Genomic DNA, 20,765 nt, shown 5'->3' with positions numbered 1-20,765 from the left:
TCCTGACTGTCCGGGAGTGAACTCATGTCTGCCACCTCTACTGTTCCAACAGCGAACGACACTGCACAAACCTTTGAGATCCGTCCATTTCCCGGCAGCGTCGGCGCCGAGATCATTGGCCTGGACCTGACCCGCCCGGTCAGCGACCAGGACTTCGCCCGCATCCATCGCGCGCACCTGGACCACCATGTCGTCGTCTTCCGCGACCAACGCATCACTCCCGAGCAACAGATCGCCTTCAGCCGCCGCTTCGGTGTGCTGCAAATCCACGTGCTCAAACAATTCCTGCTGGCCAACCACCCGGAAATCCTGATCGTCTCCAACATCATCGAAAATGGCCAATCCATCGGCCTGGGGGACGCCGGCAAGTTCTGGCACTCGGATCTCTCCTACAAAGAGCTGCCGAGCCTCGGCTCAATGCTCCATGCCCAGGAGCTGCCGTCCGAAGGCGGCGACACCTTGTTCGCCGACATGCACAAAGCCTGGGACCACCTGCCCGAGCACCTGCGAAAGGCTGTCGAAGGTCGCAGCGCCGCACACTCCTACACGGCGCGTTACAGCGAAACCAAATTCGAAGGCAACTGGCGCCCGACCCTCACGCCTGAGCAGCTGGCTCAAGTGGCGGAAGTGGTGCACCCGATCGTACGTACCCATCCGGAAAATGGCCGCAAGGCGCTGTTCGTCAGTGAGGGCTTCACCACCCGTATCGTCGGCCTGCCGGAAGACGAAAGCCGCGACTTGCTGGCCCAGCTCTACGCCCACAGCGTGCTGCCCGAAAACATCTACCGCCATCAGTGGCAGCCCCACGACCTGGTGTTCTGGGACAACCGCTCGCTGATCCACCTGGCGGCCGGCTGCCCGAGTCACCTGCGGCGCAAGCTGTTCCGCACCACCATCCAGGGCGACGCGCCTTTCTGATCCGGAGCAAGACCATGTCCAAGAAAATCCCATTTGCGCGCCTGGCCGCCACGGTCGGCCTGGGCGTCAGCCTGCTGGCCGGCAGCCTTGTTGCACCTGCGGCCGCCCAGGCCGAAGGAGAGATTCGCATTGCCGAGCAGTTCGGCATCGTCTACCTGTTGCTCAACGTGGTGCGTGACCAGAACCTGATCGAAAAATACGGCAAGCAGGAAGGCATCGACATCAAGGTCGACTGGACCCAACTGTCCGGCGGCGCCGCCGTCAACGATGCGTTGCTCTCCGGCTCCATCGACATCGCCGGCGCTGGCGTCGGCCCGCTGCTGACCATCTGGGACCGCACCCACGGCAAGCAGAACGTGAAAGCCGTCGCTTCCCTGGGCAACTTCCCTTACTACCTGGTGAGCAACAATCCCAAGGTCAAGACCATTGCCGACTTCACCGAAAAAGACCGCATCGCCGTACCCGCAGTGGGCGTCTCCGTGCAGTCGCGCTTCCTGCAATACGCCGCGGCCAAGCAGTGGGGCGACAAGGAATTCAATCGCCTCGACAAGTACACCGTCGCCGTCCCGCACCCGGACGCCACGGCTGCGTTGATCGCCGGTGGTACCGAGCTGACCGGGCACTTCTCCAACCCGCCGTTCCAGGAGCAGGCCCTGACCAACCCGAACGTGCACGTGGTGCTCAATTCCTACGACATCCTCGGCCCCAACTCGCCGACGGTGCTGTTCGCCACCGAGAAATTCCGCAACGACAACCCGAAAACCTACAAGGCGTTCGTCGAGGCGCTGACCGAAGCGGCCCAATTCGCCCAGAACGATAAAGGCGCCGCCGCCGATACCTACATTCGCGTGACGAAGGCCAAGATCGACCGCGCCGAACTGCTGAAAATCATCGAAAACCCGCAATTCGAATTCAGCGTCACACCGAAAAATACCTACCCGCTGGCGGAATTCCTCTACCGCGTCGGCGCGATCAAAAACAAACCCGAATCGTGGAAGGATTACTTCTTCCAGGACACCAAGCCGCTGCAAGGGAGCTGACATGAACGCGCCCTTGCAAGGCCACACGGCCAGCAACCCGACGACCACCGAAGCACTGCTTTCGGTGGATAAAGTCAGCCTTGAATACCGCACACCAGAACGGGTCGTGCGGGCCACCCACCAGGTCAGTTTCGAGATCGACCCGGCGGACCGCTTTGTACTGCTGGGGCCTTCGGGCTGCGGCAAATCCACGCTGCTGAAATCCATCGCCGGCTTTATCAAGCCGTGTGAGGGCGAGATCCGTCTGCTTGGGCAAAAAGTCGAGCAGCCAGGGCCGGACCGCATCGTGGTGTTCCAGGAGTTCGACCAACTGCCGCCGTGGAAAACCGTCAAGCAGAACGTCATGTTCCCGCTGCTCGCCTCCAAGACCCTGAAGCGTCGCGAGGCTGAAGAGCGGGCCCTGTACTACCTGGAAAAAGTCGGCCTTACGGCCTTTGCCGATGCCTATCCACACACCCTGTCCGGCGGCATGAAGGCCCGCGTGGCAATCGCCCGGGCGTTGGCCATGCAGCCGAAAATCCTGCTGATGGACGAACCCTTCGCCGCCCTCGACGCCCTGACCCGACGCAAGATGCAGGAAGAGTTGCTGCTGCTCTGGGAAGAGGTGCGCTTCACGCTGTTGTTCGTCACCCACTCCATTGAAGAAGCGCTGGTGGTGGGCAACCGCATCCTGTTGCTGTCGCCGCACCCGGGGCGGGTGCGAGCGGAAATCCACAGCCATCAATACGACCTGCACAGCCTTGGCGGTGTGGCGTTCCAGGCTTCGGCGCGGCGCATTCATCGGCTGTTGTTTGATGAAGCGCCCGAGGCGGAAACCGAGCTGGGTTTCGCCGATATCCGCATCGCTTATTGAAGGGTTTCCACCATGCGCCAGGAATATGAAATCACCCTCGAACCGTTGCCCGGTGTTCGCGTAGAGCGCGAGTTGCCGCTGCGTCAGCGCCTGTGGCAACAAGGCTGGCTGCGTAAAAGCCTGATCCTGATCGTGCTCGCGATCCTCTGGGAAGCGGCCGCCCGTTATCAAAACAATGACCTGCTGCTGCCGAGCTTCCTGCAGACCCTGAGCGCGTTCTACGACGGCATGGCCAGTGGCGAGCTGTTGAGCAAGGTCAGCATCTCGCTGGTGGTGCTGATCAAGGGTTACCTGATCGGCATTGTGCTGGCGTTCGCCCTGACCACCCTGGCGGTGTCGACCCAATTGGGTCGCGACCTGCTGAGCACCCTGACCTCAATGTTCAACCCGTTGCCGGCGATTGCCCTGCTGCCGCTGGCGCTGTTGTGGTTTGGCCTGGGGCAGAACAGCCTGATCTTCGTGCTGGTGCATTCAGTGCTGTGGGCGCTGGCGCTCAACACCTATTCCGGGTTTCTCGGTGTCTCGGAAACCCTGCGCATGGCCGGTCGCAATTACGGCCTCAAGGGCATGCGTTTTGTGCTGTTCATCCTGATCCCGGCGGCGCTGCCTTCGATCCTCGCCGGGCTGAAAATCGGCTGGGCGTTTGCCTGGCGCACACTGATTGCTGCCGAGCTGGTATTCGGCGCCACCAGCGGCAAGGGCGGGCTGGGCTGGTACATCTTCCAGAACCGCAACGAGCTGTACACCGACAAGGTGTTTGCCGGCTTGGCAGTGGTGATCCTGATCGGTCTGCTGGTAGAGAACCTGGTGTTCGACACCCTGGAGCGCGTCACCGTGAAGCGTTGGGGCATGCAACGCTAATCACCTGCTGCTCCCTGTAGGAGCGAGCTTGCTCGCGAAAAAAGCCCAGGCGACGCGTCCCTTCAGGATGCCCGCGTTACCGTTAACGTTCTTCGCGAGCAAGCTCGCTCCTACAGAGAAGCCTGCTACGATTGCGCCAAGTTCACTCCCAACCCATCACGAGTGCTTGGCATGCAATTACCGGACATGAACCTGCTGGTCGCCCTCGACGCCTTGCTCGACGAGGGCAGTGTGGTGGGTGCCGCACGGCGGATGAACCTGAGCCCGGCCGCCATGAGCCGCACCCTCACGCGAATCCGCGAGGCGGTGGGCGATCCGATCCTGGTGCGCGCCGGTCGCGGCCTGGTGCCGACGCCCAAGGCCCTGGAGCTACAAGGCCAGGTGCGTAACGTGGTGGAACAGGCGGCGCTGCTGTTCCGCTCGGCGGACGAAGTGGACTTGCGCACCCTGCGCCGGCGGTTCAGCGTGCGGGCCAATGACTTTTTTGTCGGGGTGTATGGCGGTCGGCTGTTCGACACCATGGAGCGCATGGCGCCGCTGTGCGAGCTACGCTTCGTGCCCGAAGGCGACACAGACGACGAAGCCCTGCGGGAAGGCCGTCTCGATCTGCGGGTGGGTAACACCATGCCGATCACTCCGGAAGTGAAGGTGCAAAACCTGTTCACCACCACCTTCGTCGGGCTGGCGCGGGAAGGGCATCCGTTGTTCGATGGAGAAATCACCGCTGCACGGTTCGCCAGCTACTCCCACATTAGCATCTCCCGGCGCGGCATCGCCCGTGGTCCGATCGACACGGCGCTCAACGCCCAGGGCCTGGAACGTCGAGTCGCCATGATCGCCCCGGGGTTTCACGGCGCGATGTTCATGCTGCCGGACTCCGACCTGATCCTGCCGGTGCCCAAGGAAGCGCTCTACAGCGCCAATCGCCTGAAGCTGCCGTTGCGCGCCTTCACCCTGCCGATCTCCCTGCCGACCCTGGTGTTGACCCAGGCCTGGCACCCGCGTTTCGACAAGGACCCGGCCCATAAATGGCTGCGCGAAACCATGCGTGAATGCTGCGAGGCGACGTGGCAAGAAGCGCAGCCCACGTGAGTCGCAAGTGAGCTCGGTCAATGTGGGAGCTGGCTTGCCTGCGATGCGGGCGACCCGGCTTTTCAGGAATAGCGAGGTGATGCCGTCGCGGGCAAGCCCGGCTCCCACTGCGATTGCCTACATTTTGATCATTGCGTCTGGTGCACTTATAAGCTTCCTATAAGTCACTTTCTGTCATGTCTAAGCCTGATTAAACTGCTCGGGTATTTCTTATTCCGAGTTGTAGTTCATGACGTCCCTCGCTGCTCCCGCACCCCTGGCCGCAGCCAAGCCGACCGCCATCACCCCGCCCGTTTTCGGCCCGCGCATCATCATCGGCCTGGTGGGCGTTTTGCTCGCGGTACTGGTGTCCGGCCTCAACGAGATGGTGACCAAAGTCGCCCTCGCCGATATTCGCGGCGCGATGTACATCGGCTTCGACGAAGGCACCTGGCTGGTGGCCGCGTACACCGCCACCTCCGTCTCGGCGATGGCCTTTGCACCCTGGTGTTCGGTGACGTTCTCTCTGCGCCGTTTCACCCTGTGCGCCATCGGCCTGTTCACCGTGCTTGGCGTGCTTTGCCCGTTCGCACCGAATTACGAAAGCCTGCTGATTTTGCGCACCGTGCAAGGCCTGGCCGGCGGCGCTTTGCCGCCGATGCTGATGACTGTGGCCCTGCGGTTCCTGCCGGCCAACGTCAAGCTGTACGGCCTGGCCGGCTACGCCCTGACCGCAACCTTCGGCCCTAGCCTCGGCACACCGCTGGCGGCCATGTGGACCGAATACGTCGGTTGGCAATGGGCGTTCTGGCAGATTGTCGGGCCGTGCCTGTTGGCCATGGCCGCCGTAGCCTACGGCTTGCCCCAGGACCCGTTGCGCCTGGAGCGCTTCAAGCAGTTCAACTGGCGGGGCCTGCTGCTGGGTTTTCCGGCGATCTGCATGCTGGTGATCGGCCTGTTGCAGGGCAACCGCCTGGACTGGTTCGAATCACCGCTGATCACCTCGTTGCTGATCGGCGGCCTGGTGTTGCTGGTGTTGTTCATGATCAACGAGTGGTCGCACCCGATGCCGTTTTTCAAGTTGCAGATGCTCGGCATCCGCAACCTGGCGTTCGCGCTGATCGTGCTCGCCGGCGTGCTGATCGTGCTGCTGGCGGTGACCATCATTCCGTCCAGCTACCTGGCTCAGGTACAAGGCTACCGCCCGCTGCAAACTGCCCCGGTGATGCTGATCATGGCGCTGCCGCAGTTGATCGCGCTGCCGTTGGTGGCGGCGCTGTGCAACCTGCGTTGGGTCGATTGCCGTTGGGTATTGGGCATCGGCTTGAGCATGCTGATCCTGTCCTGCGTGGGCGGGGCCCAACTGACGTCGGCGTGGATCCGCGATGACTTCTATGCGCTGCAATTGCTGCAAATTTTCGGGCAACCGATGGCGGTGTTGCCGCTGTTGATGCTCTCCACCGGCAGCATTACGCCGCAGGACGGGCCGTTCGCCTCGGCGTGGTTCAACACCGTCAAAGGCCTGGCCGCCGTGGTCGCCACAGGCGTGATCGACGCCCTGACCACCCACCGCCTGCATTTCCACTCGACCATGTTGGTGGACAGCCTGGGCAACTCGCCCCTGGCCGACAGCGATGCCGCCGGCCTTGCCCATCGCTTGCACCAGCAGGCCGTGGTGCTCACTTCTTCGGATCTCTACTACGTCATGGCCGGTGTCGCGGCGGTGTTGATCCTGCTGATTTTCTGGATGCCTACGCGGATTTATCCGCCCCGCGCGCCGACTTGATTGCTCACTGAGCCAAAGGGATCGTTATGAAACGCAAAGACAAAATCGCTGTAACCGTCATCACCGTGTTCGCCGTGGGTGTGCTGGTTTACCTGCTGGCGCCGGGCGTGTTCGGCAGCAAGCGCCAGACCACCAACGACGCCTTCGTCGCCGCCGACTACACCCTGGTGGCGCCACGCGTGGCCGGGTTTATCAAGGAAGTGCTGGTGGAAGACAACCAGCGGGTCAAGGCCGGCCAGTTGCTGGCGCTGATCGATGACCGCGACTTCCGCGCCGCAGCCCAGGCGGCTGATGCCGATACGTTGGTGGCCCAGGCGCAACTGAAAAACGCCACGGCGACCCTGGAGCGGCAAAGCTCGGTGATCGCCCAGGCCCAGGCCACGGTGGCGGCAGATCGCGCCGAAGTGGCGTTTGCCGAACACGAACTGAACCGCTACAACCACCTCGCGGGCGTAGGCGCCGGTACTGTGCAGAACGCTCAGCAAGCCAAGACCCGCATCGACCAGGCTACCGCGCGCCTGGCGAATGCCACGGCGGTACTGGCTGCCGAACGCAAGCAAGTGGAAATCCTCAGCGCCCAGCAGGATGCGGCGCAAGGCGGTTTGAAACGTGCCCAGGCCGCACTGGAAATGGCCAGCTTTCAGCTGTCGTACACCCGCATCGTCGCGCCGGTGGACGGCATGGTCGGCGAGCGTGCGGTGCGGGTTGGCGCCTATGTGACGCCGGGCAGCAAGATCCTCGCCGTGGTGCCGCTGGCCGAGGCCTACGTGGTGGCCAATTTCCAGGAGACCCAACTGTCCCACATGCACGCAGGCCAAGCGGTTGAAGTGCGGGTCGACAGCCTCGACGGTGATGTGCTCAAGGGGCACCTTGAAAGCCTGGCGCCGGCCACTGGCGTGACGTTCGCCTCGGTCAAGCCGGACAACGCCACCGGCAACTTCACCAAGGTGGTGCAGCGCATTCCGGTGAAAATCATCCTGGAGCCCGGCCAGGCGCTGACCGAACGCCTGCGGGTCGGCATGTCGGTGGAAGCCAGCGTCGACACCCACGCCGCCGCCCAGCCACGCGAGGTCGCCCAGCAATGAGACATCTCGCCTGGATCACCTTGAGTTTGCTCAGCCTGAGTGCCTGCACCGTCGGCCCGGACTTTCAGCGCCCGCAAAACCCGCTGGGCAAATGGACCGAGCCTCAGGGCCGACAAGCCGCCAGTCATGCGGTCAACGAGCCGTTGGAAGAGCGTTGGTGGGAAGTGTTCCATGACCAGCAACTCACCGCGCTGACGCGTCGTGCACTGACCGACAACCTCGACCTGAAACTCGCCAGCAGTCGCCTGCAACAAAGCCGCGCGGCGCGCCAGGTGATCACTTCCGAGCGCTACCCGACCGTCAACGCCACCGGGGATTATCTGCGCCAACGCAACAGCGCCGATGGCTTGAGCGATCCCTCCGGCAAGAATGGCCGCTCGGCCTTCAACCAATGGGACATGGGTTTCTCCGCCGCCTGGGAACTGGACTTCTGGGGCCGGGTAAAGCGCGAAACCGAAGCCGCCGACGCCACCCTGCAAGTCGCCGAAAACGACCGCCGCGCCGTGCTGTTGTCAGTGCTGGCGGAAACCGCCCAGGACTACATCCAACTGCGCGGCGTACAGAACACCCGGGCCGTCACCGAGCAAAACCTCGACGTCGCCCGCCACAGCCTCAAGCTGTCGCAACTGCGTTTGGCCGACGGGGTTGCTACTGATCTGGACGTCGCCGAAGCCGCCGCTCAAGTCGCCGCCATCGAGGCGCGCCTGCCGGACTTGCAGCAACGCCAGGACCAACTGATCAACGCCCTGAGCTTGTTGATGGGCGAACCGCCACAAGCTCTGTATGCCGAACTGTCCAAGGACGCCGCCGTGCCGCAAACCCAACGTCAGGTTGCTATTGGCCTGCCGTCGCAACTGGCCGAACGGCGCCCCGATATCCGCCAGGCCGAAGCGCGCTTGCATGCCGCCACCGCTTCCATCGGCGTGGCCAAGGGCGACTTCTACCCGCGCATCACCCTGTCCGGCAGCGTGGGCTCCCAGGCGTTGCAGCTGGCGGATCTCGGCTCGTGGAGTTCTCGTGCATTCGCCTTTGGCCCGCAACTGAGCTTGCCGATTTTCAACGGTGGCCGGCTGCAAGGCATGCTCGATTTGCGCGAAGCCCAGCAACAGGAAGCGGCTTTGGCCTACCAGCAAACTGTGCTGCGGGCCTGGCATGAAATCGACGACCAGCTGACTCGCTACAACGCCAGCCAACTGCGCCGCGACAGCCTCGCCGAAGCCGTCCGGCAGAACCAGATCGCCCTTGCCACGGCGCAGCATCAATACGTCGAAGGCGTGGTGGATTTCGTTAACGTGCTGACCGTGCAAAGTGCGTTGCTGGCGACGCAGGAACAGTGGGTGGAAAGCTCCACCGGGGTTTCCCTGGCCATGGTCGGGTTGTACAAGGCATTGGGCGGGGGCTGGGAGTCGGTGTATCCGGAACAGACGGCAGGGCGTTAATACCAGTGCCCACAGTCCAGGGACTGTGGGCATTCAAGGATTCTGCAAAAACACCACATACCCACGAAACCACTCATTTCCCTTCAAATACCCCGGCTCCTCCCACGCCCCACCCTGAATCAACCCAATCTTGAATGGCACTCCCAGCCGGTTCATGCGTGGCAGGTACGCCGCGTAATCCGGGATGCTGTGGCGGCCCTGGTAGGTCTGCACCACCACTTCATCAATCACGCCTTTGAGTTGGGCGATGGCGGCCGGGTCAGCGTTGCTGCTCCAGTCCATCAGCCCGGTGATGCTCAGGCGCAAATCCTTGGGCAGGCGCTGGCGCAAGTCGCGCAGGAAGTCGGCGTATTCGTTGAGGTATTGCGTGCGTGCGTCGAAGTCGATCTGGATGCCAACCACCGGGTTGCCCGCGTCTCGCCAACGTTGTACCTGGCCGAGCATCTGGCTGTAGACCGACTCGGGCCAGTGCAGGGTGTGGGCGCGGTACACCACCCAGATTTCACCTTGGGTGAGGCGCGGCACACTCATGCCCTGGGCGATGAACTGCACGCCACGCTGGGGTGCGCGGCGGGTTGAGTTGATCTGGCCCTGGAGGATGTACAGGGTTTTGGCCTGCTTGAGCACCGGCTGCGGCGCGACGCCGCTCCACAGCCAGAACGCATCATGGTCGCGGGCGTCCACCGCACCGAAAGCCGGGCTTGCCAGCAGGAGCAGGGCCAGCCAGAAACGCTTCACGGCTTACCAGTAGTACTGCAGCGACTTGCCCCACTGGGTATCGGCAAACCCGGTCTTCAACTGGCGGAACCAACCTTTGCGCACGGCCTTGTCGACGTCTTCCCCACCGCAGCTGTTGTAGCCCGAAGGCCCATAGCAGTTGATGGCGCGAAACAGTGCGTAGGCCTTGTCGTTGTGAGGGGCCTTGGGATTGCCGATCACCCGTTTATAGCCTTCGAGCCGCGAGAAGGTTTCGCCCTTGAAGGGCGAGGCGGTACTGCCCAGGCTGCCGGCGGAGCGCGCTTGTTCCAGGGGCATGCCGTCCAGGCCGTTACGCAGGATGAATTCACCCAGGCAGTTCAGGCCTTGCGGGTTTTTCGGATCGGCCTGCAGGGTGCTGGCGATTTGCGCGATGCTCGGGCAGGTGTAGCCGGACTCGGCCTTGTCACCGTTCCATTGGAACAGTTTCAACGACTGGCCGCCGCTGTAGACGTAACCCAGGCTGGTGCCGAGCTTGTCATCGGGAACCGAGGCGGGCAGTTGCTTCAGGTCCTTGGCAAAGGTCTCAAACTGGCCGCGCAGCAGGTCTTTATAAAGCAGCGTGAATTGCGCGGTCTGGCGCTCTACTGGGTCGCTGGAATCGGCAAGCTGTTGGCGCAGCAGATCGGGACCGGCGACGTTGCGCAGCAGGATATAGCGCACCTGTTTGGCACTGATCGGCGAGTCGGCGGCGAATACCTTGGCCAGTTGGCCGCTGCGTTCGTAGTTCATCGCCAAGGCCAGCTCCAGCTGGTCACGTTGCAACGGTTGCTTGGCCAACGGCAGCAGTTGCAGCCACAGTGCTTCGGCGGTTTTCCAGTCTTCCTTGGCTTCCAATGCCAGGCCGCGCAGGGTCTGCTGGCTGAAGGCGAAGTAATCGAGGTTCGACGGCACGTCTTGCGGCAACAACTTCAAGGCGCGATCGGGTTGGTGCTCGACGTACACGGCAAACGCCGCCTGTACGTAGGCATATAGCGCCGGTTCCTGGGCGAATGTCGACTTCTGCCCATCGAGGGCTTCACGGGTGAGCTTCGGCGGGTCACCGGCGCGCATCCACATCAGGTCGTTGAGGGCCAGGATCAACGGATTGCCTACGGGTGCCGTGGTGCTGGTCAGCAATTTGGTGTCGGCTTCCTGCACCAGTTCATCCAGCGATACGTTGCGCTGGGCCTCGGTGGCCTGGGTCAGTTGCCAGGCGAAGTCGTCCGCCAGTTTGTCGGGGTTGGGCGCCAGCCAGTGCACCCGGCGCAGCAGGCCGCGGGCGGAGGCGGCGTATTCGCCCTGTGGATAAGTTTTCAGGTAATCATCGAATCCAGTCTCGGCCTGTTGCAGCGCGGACTTATCCACATGCTCAAGCGAGGGCGTGCCGTATTCGTCGAAGGCATTTTGCTGGGCGTCGTTCAGCGCGGTGCGCGCCGTCATATATAACGCTGTTTCCTTGAGCCAAGGCAGCGAACTGCTCGTCAGCCCGGCAAAGCCTTTTTGCGCATCGCCGAAGCGCCCGCTGTAAAAGTCCCCGGCGGCTTTCAGGTAGGCGAGCAATGCCTGGCCGTCTGCGGATTTAATTGAGTCGGCCTCGCCTGCCGCTACGCCGTCCGAGGAACAACTGCCGAGCATCTGCAACCGCAGTTTGGCCAGTAGTTGGCGCTCGGCTTGCGGTACATCGGCCTTCACCACCTGGCTGATAAACGCGGCGGCGCTGTCATCGGCGTTGCTGCGGCAACGGCTGCCTTCGCCGGAAAGGAAGGCTTCACCGGCGGCCTTGTAGTCATCGCGCTTGATGCCGAGTGGGCTGAGCAGTTCATCCAGTTCGGCGGTACGCGAGTCGTCGGGTTTGTTGTCGGGCTCATCCGCTGCGGGCGTGAGCCGATACACCGGGAATGGCACCGGGCCAAAGCCTTCGGAAAAGTCCTGCTCGCCCAGGGCATTCGGTGCCAGCGGCATGACGTTTTTGTCCGCCAGCAGCAGCCGCAGGTTGACCCGGCTGTCATTGCCCGGGCTCAAAAATGGCAGGTTGCTGCACACGTCCAGGCTGTTACGCGACACCCGCCAATCCGGGTAGCACGAGTCATCGCCGCTGGCGTGGGCCTGAAGGGGCAGGGAGGCGAGCAATGCCAGTGCCAGGGGTGACAGAAGACCGATGCGCATGAAGTGTCCTTGATCCTGAATCCATGGAAGGCAGCAATCATAGCCTGATCCGACCAAAGCGTCGGAGACACCCTGCGCAAAATTCAGATTTGTCCGATTGGCGGATGACGGCTCAAAACGAGCAAAACAGCGGGCGAATCAAGGCCTTTTCACCTAGAGTGGCGGGTGTTCGCGCAAGCGCAGGTTCAGTAGTGGGTGAGGAAGTAGAGGTGCGACGCTCTGTGGCGGAACAAGACAACAAGGCCGGGGCATTTCCCGTGGTCAATCCTGGTCTTTGGGAGAATGCCGGCTGGCTGGCTCGATTGTGGTGGGTGCCGCTGGTGGCGTTGGCCATGGCCGTGCGCTTCTATGGCCTGACCGCCTCCGCAATCTGGGGCGATGAAGGTTCAAGCCTGCTGCTCGCTGAGTATTCCCTGGAGGACCTGTGGTTTCACGCCGCCCATGACGTTCACCCGCCGCTGTATTTCTTCATGCTGCGCGGCTGGATCGAGGTGTTTGGCGACAGTATTTTCTCCCTGCGCAGCATGAGTGCGATCCCCGGTGTGGTTGCGGTCGGCCTGGGGGTCTGGCTGACGCGGCTGATCGCGACCCGCCGCGCGGCGGTACTGGCGGGGATTCTGCTGGCGTTGCTGCCCACGGCGGTGCGCTACAGCCAGGAAGTGCGAATGTATTCGCTGCTGGGCGTGTGGCTGCTGGCCGCCACCCTGGCATTGGTGTATTGGGTCCGCCAGCCTGAACGCAAGCGCTATCTGGTGGCCTATGCGCTGTTGATGACGGCGGCTTTCTACACCCACTACTTCACTGCCTTGTGCGTACTGGTGCATTGGTCATGGCTGCTGTTGCTGCGCCAGCCACGGACCGGCGGCCTGCGCCTTGTCACACGTCCGGGCTGGTGGTTGGCCAACGTTGCCATTGTCTTGCTGTACCTGCCCTGGCTCCCGAATTTGCTGGGCCTGGTGCAGCACACCGAAGAACTCAAGGTGGGCGGTGATATTGGCTGGGAGGATCCGGTCAACCTGTATTCCGTGCCATCGATGGTGTGGCAGTTCCTCATTCAGGACCCGGGCGACCATTTGTGGCGCCCCCTCTTCATTGCGTTTCCTTTACTACTGATAGCACTGGTAGGCGTGACCGCCTGGCGCGATCAAAGCCGCTATCGCTTCGGCTGGCTGCTGGCGCTGTTTTTCATCCTGCCGGTGCTGCTGGTCTATGGGGTGTCGTTTATTTCCCCGGTGTTTATCGAGCGTTATCTCACCGCCTACGCGATGAGTTTGCCGATCATCGTGGCGGTGGCTGTCGACCGTCTGTCGCCACGCCTGCCGCTCGCCGGGGCAGCACTGCTAGTGCTGTTTGTCGGGGTCGAGTGGGTGGGCGTGAAGACCAACGCCACCGTCGATGAACATGACCAATTCAACGTGGTGGTGGAGTTCGTCAATCGTAACTACCAGGAAGATGACCGCATCGTCATCAGCGACATGCTGTGGTACCTGCCCTACGTCTATTACGATGAGACCGACGCCCAGTTGCAGCTCTTCACACCGCCGACCGCCTCCGGCAAGTCCACACGGCCGAACGCCTATGGTTTTGGCACCTTGGTGGACCAGGACGGCGGGCGTATTTACCTTGATCGCTTGTCGGCGTTACCCGCCGAGACCCAGCGTGTATGGCTGATCAGCGGCACGGAGCCGCCGGATGAGTTTGCTCCGTTACCGACAGGGTGGCGCCAGCTCAGCCAGCAGGATGGCGGTGGCGCACGAGCCCGGCTGTTCGTGCTGTGTAACGCGCCAGCGGGCGTGCACCGCGAGGGTTGCGATTAATCTGCGCAACACCGGAGAGGTTTATGTTCGCCTGGGGGGCTAGACTCAGGTGAACCATTTCTCCAGGAACGCCTCATGGAATCCCCAGTCCACAACTTGCCATCGTTGTTCAAACAGCTCGGTTTGCCCGATGACCCGGTCAGCATTGAGCGGTTCATCGCGGTCCACTCCCCACTCAAGCCCGAACTGCACCTGGCGGAAGCGTTTTTCTGGACGCCAGGCCAGCGGGCGTTTTTGCGCGAAGAGATTTTGGAGGATGCGGATTGGGCGGAGGTGGTGGATGAGTTGAATTTGCGGTTGAGAGAGGGGCGAGGAGTCTAAGCCGTCAAGAGGCGGTTGCTTTCTCTGGTGGCCATTGGCGAGCGGTGTGCACAAGCGCTACGACCCTTACTACGTCGGGCTCAAGTTGGTAAACAAGGCGGTAGCTTGGATGAGGAATGACTTCGCGTGTGCCCGTGATCCTGCCGAGTGGACCGATTTCTGGGTGTTTTGCCAGTCCCAGCACTGCACTGCTGAAGCGTCGATCCATATCGGCTGCGGCTTGTGGGCTTTTCTCAAATAAAAAGTCCCAGATATCCCTACGGTCCTGCGCCGCTTCCGGCGTCCAGGCAACCCTCATTCCTGACTATCTACGTGAGCACGTTTCGCAGAAAACTCAGCTTCCAAATCCTCATTGGAAATCTCTCTGCCTGCCTGTATCGAGGCGCGAGAGGCGTCTACTTTACGCTGCAAGAACGCATCGTACTCCCGTGATTCCTGCTGGGCCTGGACAAACTGACGCATCATATCTCGTACGATTTGCGATGCAGGACGGTGGGTAGCCTCGCACTCGGCCATGAATTGGTCGCGTAGTTCCGACTCAAGCTTCAAGGTGAAAACGGCTAGTTTCGACATAAGTGAATGCTCTAGATTGGTATGTACGAAGTATATACAACGTGCATACCTGACGACGCATGTGAGCTGAGTGAGGCGACTGACGGTTGCTGGCAGCAAACCACCTTTCCCCAAACCAGCTTTACTTAGCCCACGGGCCATCCACCCATCCGCAAATTTGTATCAAAACTTGACTGCTTTGTATCCATCGACCATATTGATAGTTAGCAAACTAACTGTATGCGAAGAGTCCAGTGTCCCAGACCCTCGAACAACTCCAGATGAACATCAGCAGCAGCATGGTGGTAGGTGCCAGGACCTGGCGCAAAATCTGCCAGACCACGCTCGTCAGCTATGGCATCTCTGAAGCCTGCGCCGTGCCGCTGCTGATGATCGGCCGCCTCGGTGACGGCGTGCACCAGGTCAAGGTGGCCCAGGCCGCCGGGATGGAAAGCCCGTCCCTGGTGCGCCTGTTGGACCAGCTGTGCAGTTCCGGCTATGTGTGCCGCACCGAAGACATCCACGACCGCCGTGCCAAGGCCTTGAGCCTCACCGAGCGTGGCCGCGAGCTGGTGCAGGCGGTGGAAGAACAGCTGGTGCGCCTGCGCCGCGAGGTGCTGGCGACGATCGATCCCGATGACCTGGAAGCTGCGCTGCGTGTACTGCGGGCCTTCGAAGGCGCCAATCAACATCCCATGGTTGTGAGTTCTTGAACGGATTTTTTACCGGCATGCCGCCGGCCAAGGATTGGTTCTATGGCGTAAGGACATTCGCCGCTTCAATGATCGCGTTGTACATCGCCATGCTGATGCAAATGCCGCGTCCGTATTGGGCGATGGCCACGGTGTATATCGTTTCCAGCCCGTTTGTCGGCCCTACCAGCTCCAAGGCGCTGTACCGGGCGGTCGGTACCTTCATGGGGGCGGCCGCTGCGGTGTTTTTTGTGCCGATGTTTGTACAGACGCCTTACATGCTGGTGGTGGTGATCGCGCTGTGGACCGGGATTCTGCTGTTCCTGTCACTGCACCTGCGCACCGCCAACAGCTATGCGCTGATGCTGGCCGGCTACACCTTGCCGCTGATCGCCCTGCCGGTGGTGGATAACCCGCTGGCGGTGTGGGATGTGGCCGAAGCGCGTACTGAAGAAATTTTCCTCGGTATCGCCGTGGCAGCCGTAGTGGGCGCGATGTTCTGGCCGCGACGCCTGGCGCCGGTGTTCGATGACTCGGTGAGCAAGTGGTTTGCCGACGCCCAGGTCTACAGCCAGCGCTTTCTCAGCCGCGACGTGCAACCCGATGAAATCAGCACCCTGCGCGGTGGCATGGTTGCCACCTTCAACACCCTGGAATTGATGATCGGCCAACTGCCCCACGAGGGCTCGCGGCCGCAAACGGTGCGCAACACCAAGGAGCTGCGCGGGCGGATGATCCACCTGCTGCCGGTGATCGATGCTCTCGACGATGCCGTGTATGCCCTGGAACACCGCGCGCCGGAATTGCTCGACCGTTTCACACCGTTGCTGACCGCCGCCAACGAGTGGCTGGCCAGCACGCAAAAGGACGCGCCCCTCGAACGCTGGCGTGTTCTGCGTGACCAGATCGAAGCCCTGCAACCCGATGCCGACGCCCTGGATGACCGCCATCAGTTGCTGTTCTCCAACGCCCTGTATCGTCTGGGCGAGTGGGTGGATTTGTGGCAAGACTGCCGCAGCCTGCAAGCCGCCATCCAGTGCGAAAGCCAGGACAGCTGGCGCGCGGTGTACCGCCATTGGCGCCTGGGCCGGCTGACCCCGTTTCTCGACCGTGGCTTGATGTTCTACTCGGCGTTTTCCACCGTCACCGCGATCATCGTCGCCTCGGTGCTGTGGATCCTGCTGGGCTGGACCGACGGTGGCAGCGCGGTGATCCTGGCGGCGGTGGCCTGCAGCTTTTTTGCCTCCATGGACGATCCGGCGCCGCAGATCTACCGGTTCTTTTTCTGGACCGCAATGTCGGTGCTGTTCGCCAGCCTCTACCTGTTTCTGGTGCTGCCCAACCTGCATGATTTCCCGATGCTGGTGCTGGCGTTTTCGGTGCCCTTTATCTGCATCGGCACGCTGACGGTACAGCCGCGCTTCTACCTCGGCATGCTGCTGACGCTGGTCAACACCTCGTCGTTCATCAGCATCCAGGGCGCCTATGATGCGGACTTCCTGGCCTTCGCCAACTCCAACCTGGCGGGCCCGGTGGGCCTGTTGTTCGCCTTCGTCTGGACCCTGATTGCCCGGCCGTTCGGCGCCGAGCTGGCGGCCAAGCGCCTGACCCGTTTCAGCTGGCGCGACATCGTCACCCTCACCGAGCCTGCGACCCTGGCCGAGCACCGCAAGATGGGCGTGCAAATGCTCGACCGCCTGATGCAGCACCTGCCGCGCCTGGCCATGACCGGCCAGGACACCGGCATCGCGTTGCGGGAAGTACGGGTGGCGCTGAACCTGCTGGACCTGCTGGCGTACTCGCCGCGCATCCTCGGGGTTCCGCGTGTGTTGTTGAACCAGGTGGTGGAAGGCGTCGGCGGTTACTTCAAGGCCTGCCTGAAAGCCGGTGAACGTCTGCCGGCCCCCAGCGGTCTGCTGATGACCCTCGACCGTACCCGCCGCGCCCTCAACGGCCAGGGCCTGCAAGGTGAGGACGAAACCCGCCTGCACTTGCTGCACGCCCTCAGTGGCTTGCGCCTGGCGTTGTTGCCCGGCGTGGAATTTCTCGGCGGCACAGAAATGGAAGCGCCGTTACCCGATGGAGCGCCTTTATGATCGGTGATCTGGATATCAGCGGGGTGTTCCTGCCCACGCTGCTGGTGCTGATGGGCATTACGTATGTGTTGTACCTGGTGGTGCACGGGCTGTTGACCCGCGTCCACTTCTATCGCCTGGTCTGGCACCGGGCATTGTTCAATGTGGGTCTCTACGCTCTGTTGCTGGGCGCAGTGGATTCACTCAGTCGATACCTCATGACATGAAAAAACCTTTTTTGACCATCGGCCGTGTAGTCCTGACGTTATTGGTGGTGACCTTCGCCTGCGTCGTCGTATGGCGCATGGTGATGTACTACATGTTCGCCCCCTGGACCCGTGACGGCCACATCCGTGCCGACATCGTGCAGATCGCCCCGGACGTGTCCGGGCTGATCCAGCAAGTGGACGTGCGTGACAACCAGTTGGTGGTGCGCGGCCAGGTGCTGTTCTCTGTCGACCAGGACCGCTTCAAGCTGGCCCTGCGCCAAGCCCAGGCCGCCGTGGCCGACCGCCAGGAAACCCTGGCCCAGGCCGTGCGCGAGAACAAGCGTAACCGTGGCCTCGGCAACCTGGTGGCCAGCGAGCAACTGGAAGAAAGCCAGTCCCGCGTGGCCCGTGCCCAATCGGCCCTGGCGGAGTCGCAAGTGGCGGTGGATGCCGCGCAGCTCAACCTGGACCGCTCGGTGATCCGCAGCCCGGTGGACGGCTACATCAACGACCGTGCGCCACGTAACCAGGAGTTCGTGACCGCCGGGCGTCCGGTGTTGTCGGTGGTGGACAGCAACTCCTTCCACATCGACGGCTATTTCGAAGAGACCAAGCTCGACGGCATCCACGTCGGCCAGAGCGTCGACATCCGCGTGATCGGCGACAACGCTCGCCTGCGCGGGCATGTGCAGAGCATTGTCGCCGGTATCGAAGACCGTGACCGCACCAGCGGCTCCAACCTGCTGCCCAACGTCAACCCGGCGTTCAGCTGGGTGCGCCTGGCCCAGCGGATTCCGGTGCGCATCGCCTTTGACGACGTGCCGGCGGACTTCCGCATGATTGCCGGGCGCACTGCCACGGTGTCGATCATCGGCGATAAACCCAAGTCGGAGAACCAGCCATGAAACGGCTTTTAGCAACCGCCGGGCTGGGGTTGTTGCTGTCGGCCTGCCAAGTGGTGGGCCCCGATTACAAGCTGCCGGACAAGGCGGCCGTGAACCGTGGTGACCTTCAGGGCCAGTTGGCCGGGGAGGGCAACAATGTGGTGTCGGCGCCGGTGCCGGCGGACTGGTGGAAGCTCTATCAAGACCCGCGCCTGGATAAGCTGGTGGAGCAGGCCATGGCCTCCAACACCGACCTGCGGGTGGCTGCGGCCAACTTGCAGCGCTCGCGCTATCAAGTGCAGCAAGCCGAATCTGCCGGCGGCTGGAGTGCTGGCGCCAAAGCGGAAGCCCAGCGCCTGCAAGAATCCGGTGAGGCCTATTTGCTGACGGAAAAAGTCCCGGTGGCCAATATCGGCGCCGCGAGCATCAGCACGTCCTACCAATTCGATTTGTTCGGCACCTTGCAGCGCGGCATTGAAAGCTCCCAGGCCAGCGCCGACGCGGCCCAGGCGGCGGCCGATATCGCCCGTATCACCCTGGTGGCCGACGTGGTGCGCTCCTACACCCAAGTGTGCGCGGCCAATGAAGAGCTGGCGATCGCCAACGAGTCCCTCGACCTGCAAGCCCAGAGCACGCACCTGACCCAGCGCCTGCGGGATGCCGGGCGGGGTGATGAAACCCAGGTCACCCGTTCGCAAACCCAGTACAAATCCTTGCGCGCCGAAATGCCGCGCTATGAAGCACTGCGCCAGGCGGGGCTGTTCCGCCTGTCGATGCTGCTGGCCAAGCCACTGAATCAACTGCCGGCCGGCACCGCGCAATGCGCCGAACTGCCGCATATCGCCCAATTGCTGCCGGTAGGCGACGGCGCCACGCTGCTCAAGCGTCGCCCTGATGTGCGCCAGGCCGAACGCCAACTGGCGGCTGCCACTGCGCGCATCGGTGTGGCCACCGGCGCGCTGTACCCGGACATCAGCATCGGGGCCACCGTCGGCACCGTGGGTATCCTGGATGACCTGGGCACGCCGGCCACCAACCGCTGGGGCTTTGGCCCGCTGATCAGTTGGACGCTGCCGACCAACGGCGCCCGCGCGCGCATCCATGAAGCCGAAGCCGCGACCCAGGGCGCCCTGGCGCATTTCGACGGCGTGGTGCTCAACGCCATCCGCGAAACCCAGACGGGCCTGGCGCAATACACCGCGCAACTGCAACGTCGCGATGCCCTGGCGGATGCCGGCGCCTCGGCCAAAGAGGCCGCGGAGCAGACGCACCGCTTCTTCCAGGCCGGTCGCGCGTCGTTCCTGGCCGACCTGCAAGCCACCCGCACCTACACCGATGTGCGGGCGCAACTGGCGGCGGCGAACACCCAGGTTGCCATGAGCCAGATCGATTTGTTCCTGGCCCTGGGCGGCGGCTGGGAAAGTGGACGAACGCAAGCCACACAAGCCAGCAAACCCTGAGCTGATTGCTATGCTTTGACTGGCGGGTTCTGTTGATGACCCGCTTGTCACTGCTCGCGTTTGCTCATGGGGATTCCAATAATGAAAAACCCTTATGCTCCCGCTTTCTGGTGCGTGTTCTTCGCACTGGTGTTGCTATCGGCGACTTACTTCTACGGCATCATGTTGGCCCATCAAATCGACAAGGCCATGGTGTTCCTCGACAGCGCCAGCGCGCTGATCGCGGTGCTGTCCATCGGCGTGGTGGCCTGGGCTTCTTACCAGGGCCAGCGAATCAAGCGAAGACTGCTCGAACAAGGCAAGACCCGCGTGGCGATCTGGGACACCAAGGTTGCCCTGCGTCGGGTCGAGACAGTGTTCGACCGCTACTTCTGGGGCAGCTACTGGCAACCTGGGCGCACCTTCCAGGAAGTCATGGGTGAACTGACCGGCACCCCGCTGGAAAAAAGCCTCGAAGCCCTGAAAAAACAGTGCGTGATGCTTGATCGGCAAGTCGCCGACGGACGGCATTGGCTGAATAACGCCCGGGAATTATCCGACGTGGCCACCGCGATGGCGCGGGAGCGTTACCAGCTGGATTTTTATGATCCCAAATCGGATACGCCGGGCAATGCGGTGATTCACCGTGAGTTTGAAGTGCTGGTGTATACGTGGACGGCGCGGCTGAAGAGCTTTGACCATCAACTCGATGAGATCGAAACCGAGTATTCCTGAATTCTGTGGTGTCTGTACTGACGCCTTCGCGAGCAAGCCCGCTCCCACATTTGATCGAGTTCCATCTTTGGAATGCAGTCGAAT

General features: G+C 62.3%; 20 protein-coding genes. 16 read left to right on the top strand and 4 right to left on the bottom strand.

What is annotated here, in order from left to right; translation table 11 throughout:
• The first annotated feature begins 24 nt into the window (after positions 1-24).
• The 8 genes from K0H47_RS13915 (at position 25) to K0H47_RS13880 (ending at position 9,053) form a co-directional block, all read left to right on the top strand.
• Positions 25-918: a TauD/TfdA family dioxygenase gene (locus tag K0H47_RS13915; protein WP_063033670.1), complete on the top strand. Its 894-nt coding sequence runs from the start codon at positions 25-27 to the stop codon at positions 916-918.
• A gap of 14 nt (positions 919-932) precedes the next feature.
• A complete protein-coding gene (locus tag K0H47_RS13910) occupies positions 933-1,958 on the top strand; it encodes an ABC transporter substrate-binding protein (protein ID WP_093203152.1) in 1,026 nt (341 codons plus the stop codon).
• A 1-nt stretch (position 1,959) separates the two neighbouring features.
• Positions 1,960-2,811 carry an ABC transporter ATP-binding protein gene (locus K0H47_RS13905; protein WP_093203148.1) on the top strand — a complete coding sequence of 284 codons (852 nt, stop codon included), beginning with the start codon at positions 1,960-1,962 and terminating at the stop codon, positions 2,809-2,811.
• A gap of 12 nt (positions 2,812-2,823) precedes the next feature.
• Positions 2,824-3,672, top strand: coding sequence for an ABC transporter permease (locus tag K0H47_RS13900; RefSeq protein ID WP_017478025.1), 849 nt, complete (start codon positions 2,824-2,826; stop codon positions 3,670-3,672).
• 171 nt (positions 3,673-3,843) lie between these two features.
• Positions 3,844-4,764 carry a LysR family transcriptional regulator gene (locus K0H47_RS13895; protein ID WP_063033667.1) on the top strand — a complete coding sequence of 307 codons (921 nt, stop codon included), beginning with the start codon at positions 3,844-3,846 and terminating at the stop codon, positions 4,762-4,764.
• Between the two features lie 229 nt (positions 4,765-4,993).
• Positions 4,994-6,529, top strand: coding sequence for an MFS transporter (locus K0H47_RS13890; protein ID WP_177025661.1), 1,536 nt, complete (start codon positions 4,994-4,996; stop codon positions 6,527-6,529).
• Positions 6,530-6,555: 26 nt separating this feature from the next.
• Positions 6,556-7,614: an HlyD family secretion protein gene (locus tag K0H47_RS13885; protein ID WP_219272948.1), complete on the top strand. Its 1,059-nt coding sequence runs from the start codon at positions 6,556-6,558 to the stop codon at positions 7,612-7,614.
• Positions 7,611-9,053: an efflux transporter outer membrane subunit gene (locus tag K0H47_RS13880; protein WP_219272947.1), complete on the top strand. Its 1,443-nt coding sequence runs from the start codon at positions 7,611-7,613 to the stop codon at positions 9,051-9,053. Before K0H47_RS13885 ends, K0H47_RS13880 begins: the two co-directional genes overlap by 4 nt.
• A 33-nt stretch (positions 9,054-9,086) precedes the next feature.
• On the opposite strand, the gene K0H47_RS13875 is transcribed toward K0H47_RS13880, so the two are convergent.
• Positions 9,087-9,791: a DUF3142 domain-containing protein gene (locus K0H47_RS13875; RefSeq protein ID WP_063033663.1), complete on the bottom strand. Its 705-nt coding sequence runs from the start codon at positions 9,789-9,791 to the stop codon at positions 9,087-9,089.
• Positions 9,792-9,794: 3 nt separating this feature from the next.
• Positions 9,795-11,957 (bottom strand): hypothetical protein, encoded by a 2,163-nt coding sequence (locus K0H47_RS13870; RefSeq protein WP_063033662.1) that lies wholly within the window; start codon positions 11,955-11,957, stop codon positions 9,795-9,797.
• A 209-nt stretch (positions 11,958-12,166) separates the two neighbouring features.
• Here K0H47_RS13870 and K0H47_RS13865 point away from each other — a divergent pair, with 209 nt between their 5' ends.
• Together K0H47_RS13865 and K0H47_RS13860 are read left to right on the top strand one after the other, a co-directional pair.
• Entirely contained in the window at positions 12,167-13,774 is a 1,608-nt protein-coding gene (locus K0H47_RS13865; protein ID WP_374106754.1) for a glycosyltransferase family 39 protein, read from the top strand.
• Between the two features lie 75 nt (positions 13,775-13,849).
• Positions 13,850-14,095 (top strand): DUF2789 domain-containing protein, encoded by a 246-nt coding sequence (locus K0H47_RS13860; protein ID WP_063033660.1) that lies wholly within the window; start codon positions 13,850-13,852, stop codon positions 14,093-14,095.
• Positions 14,096-14,099: 4 nt separating this feature from the next.
• On the opposite strand, the gene K0H47_RS13855 is transcribed toward K0H47_RS13860, so the two are convergent.
• Complete coding sequence (locus tag K0H47_RS13855) at positions 14,100-14,393, bottom strand: type II toxin-antitoxin system RelE/ParE family toxin (RefSeq protein WP_081253234.1); 294 nt, start codon at positions 14,391-14,393, stop codon at positions 14,100-14,102.
• Positions 14,390-14,668: a hypothetical protein gene (locus K0H47_RS13850; RefSeq protein WP_063033658.1), complete on the bottom strand. Its 279-nt coding sequence runs from the start codon at positions 14,666-14,668 to the stop codon at positions 14,390-14,392. Before K0H47_RS13850 ends, K0H47_RS13855 begins: the two co-directional genes overlap by 4 nt.
• Before the next feature lie 260 nt (positions 14,669-14,928).
• On the opposite strand from K0H47_RS13850, the gene K0H47_RS13845 reads away from it, so the two are divergent.
• The 6 genes from K0H47_RS13845 to K0H47_RS13820 all read left to right on the top strand — a co-directional run bounded on the left by K0H47_RS13845 (position 14,929) and on the right by K0H47_RS13820 (position 20,681).
• Positions 14,929-15,360: a MarR family winged helix-turn-helix transcriptional regulator gene (locus tag K0H47_RS13845; protein WP_010168758.1), complete on the top strand. Its 432-nt coding sequence runs from the start codon at positions 14,929-14,931 to the stop codon at positions 15,358-15,360.
• Positions 15,357-17,435, top strand: coding sequence for an FUSC family protein (locus tag K0H47_RS13840; RefSeq protein ID WP_219272945.1), 2,079 nt, complete (start codon positions 15,357-15,359; stop codon positions 17,433-17,435). Before K0H47_RS13845 ends, K0H47_RS13840 begins: the two co-directional genes overlap by 4 nt.
• Positions 17,432-17,641, top strand: a complete 210-nt coding sequence (locus K0H47_RS13835; protein ID WP_003218193.1) for a DUF1656 domain-containing protein — start codon at positions 17,432-17,434, stop codon at positions 17,639-17,641. Before K0H47_RS13840 ends, K0H47_RS13835 begins: the two co-directional genes overlap by 4 nt.
• Positions 17,638-18,528, top strand: a complete 891-nt coding sequence (locus K0H47_RS13830) for an efflux RND transporter periplasmic adaptor subunit (protein WP_017478037.1) — start codon at positions 17,638-17,640, stop codon at positions 18,526-18,528. The genes K0H47_RS13835 and K0H47_RS13830 overlap by 4 nt, the downstream gene beginning before the upstream one ends.
• Positions 18,525-19,967, top strand: coding sequence for an efflux transporter outer membrane subunit (locus K0H47_RS13825; protein ID WP_076015578.1), 1,443 nt, complete (start codon positions 18,525-18,527; stop codon positions 19,965-19,967). Before K0H47_RS13830 ends, K0H47_RS13825 begins: the two co-directional genes overlap by 4 nt.
• Before the next feature lie 81 nt (positions 19,968-20,048).
• Complete coding sequence (locus K0H47_RS13820) at positions 20,049-20,681, top strand: hypothetical protein (protein ID WP_003218188.1); 633 nt, start codon at positions 20,049-20,051, stop codon at positions 20,679-20,681.
• Positions 20,682-20,765 lie beyond the last annotated feature (84 nt).

The sequence above is a fragment of the Pseudomonas sp. Xaverov 83 genome, assembly GCF_019352905.1.
Taxonomy (GTDB): Bacteria; Pseudomonadota; Gammaproteobacteria; order Pseudomonadales; family Pseudomonadaceae; genus Aquipseudomonas; species Aquipseudomonas yamanorum.
This window is presented reverse-complemented; position numbering and strand designations above follow the sequence as displayed.

What these genes read in the sequence shown, in the direction of transcription:
- K0H47_RS13905 (WP_093203148.1), top strand. Translation starts at nt 1,960, where the DNA reads ATGAACGCGCCCTTGCAAGGCCACACGGCCAGCAACCCGACGACCACC.
- K0H47_RS13830 (WP_017478037.1), top strand. Translation starts at nt 17,638, where the DNA reads ATGAAAAAACCTTTTTTGACCATCGGCCGTGTAGTCCTGACGTTATTG.
- K0H47_RS13850 (WP_063033658.1), bottom strand. Translation starts at nt 14,668, where the DNA reads ATGTCGAAACTAGCCGTTTTCACCTTGAAGCTTGAGTCGGAACTACGC.
- K0H47_RS13845 (WP_010168758.1), top strand. Translation starts at nt 14,929, where the DNA reads ATGAACATCAGCAGCAGCATGGTGGTAGGTGCCAGGACCTGGCGCAAA.
- K0H47_RS13890 (WP_177025661.1), top strand. Translation starts at nt 4,994, where the DNA reads ATGACGTCCCTCGCTGCTCCCGCACCCCTGGCCGCAGCCAAGCCGACC.
- K0H47_RS13860 (WP_063033660.1), top strand. Translation starts at nt 13,850, where the DNA reads ATGGAATCCCCAGTCCACAACTTGCCATCGTTGTTCAAACAGCTCGGT.
- K0H47_RS13880 (WP_219272947.1), top strand. Translation starts at nt 7,611, where the DNA reads ATGAGACATCTCGCCTGGATCACCTTGAGTTTGCTCAGCCTGAGTGCC.
- K0H47_RS13900 (WP_017478025.1), top strand. Translation starts at nt 2,824, where the DNA reads ATGCGCCAGGAATATGAAATCACCCTCGAACCGTTGCCCGGTGTTCGC.
- K0H47_RS13910 (WP_093203152.1), top strand. Translation starts at nt 933, where the DNA reads ATGTCCAAGAAAATCCCATTTGCGCGCCTGGCCGCCACGGTCGGCCTG.
- K0H47_RS13915 (WP_063033670.1), top strand. Translation starts at nt 25, where the DNA reads ATGTCTGCCACCTCTACTGTTCCAACAGCGAACGACACTGCACAAACC.
- K0H47_RS13835 (WP_003218193.1), top strand. Translation starts at nt 17,432, where the DNA reads ATGATCGGTGATCTGGATATCAGCGGGGTGTTCCTGCCCACGCTGCTG.
- K0H47_RS13895 (WP_063033667.1), top strand. Translation starts at nt 3,844, where the DNA reads ATGCAATTACCGGACATGAACCTGCTGGTCGCCCTCGACGCCTTGCTC.
- K0H47_RS13870 (WP_063033662.1), bottom strand. Translation starts at nt 11,957, where the DNA reads ATGCGCATCGGTCTTCTGTCACCCCTGGCACTGGCATTGCTCGCCTCC.
- K0H47_RS13885 (WP_219272948.1), top strand. Translation starts at nt 6,556, where the DNA reads ATGAAACGCAAAGACAAAATCGCTGTAACCGTCATCACCGTGTTCGCC.
- K0H47_RS13855 (WP_081253234.1), bottom strand. Translation starts at nt 14,393, where the DNA reads ATGAGGGTTGCCTGGACGCCGGAAGCGGCGCAGGACCGTAGGGATATC.
- K0H47_RS13820 (WP_003218188.1), top strand. Translation starts at nt 20,049, where the DNA reads ATGAAAAACCCTTATGCTCCCGCTTTCTGGTGCGTGTTCTTCGCACTG.
- K0H47_RS13825 (WP_076015578.1), top strand. Translation starts at nt 18,525, where the DNA reads ATGAAACGGCTTTTAGCAACCGCCGGGCTGGGGTTGTTGCTGTCGGCC.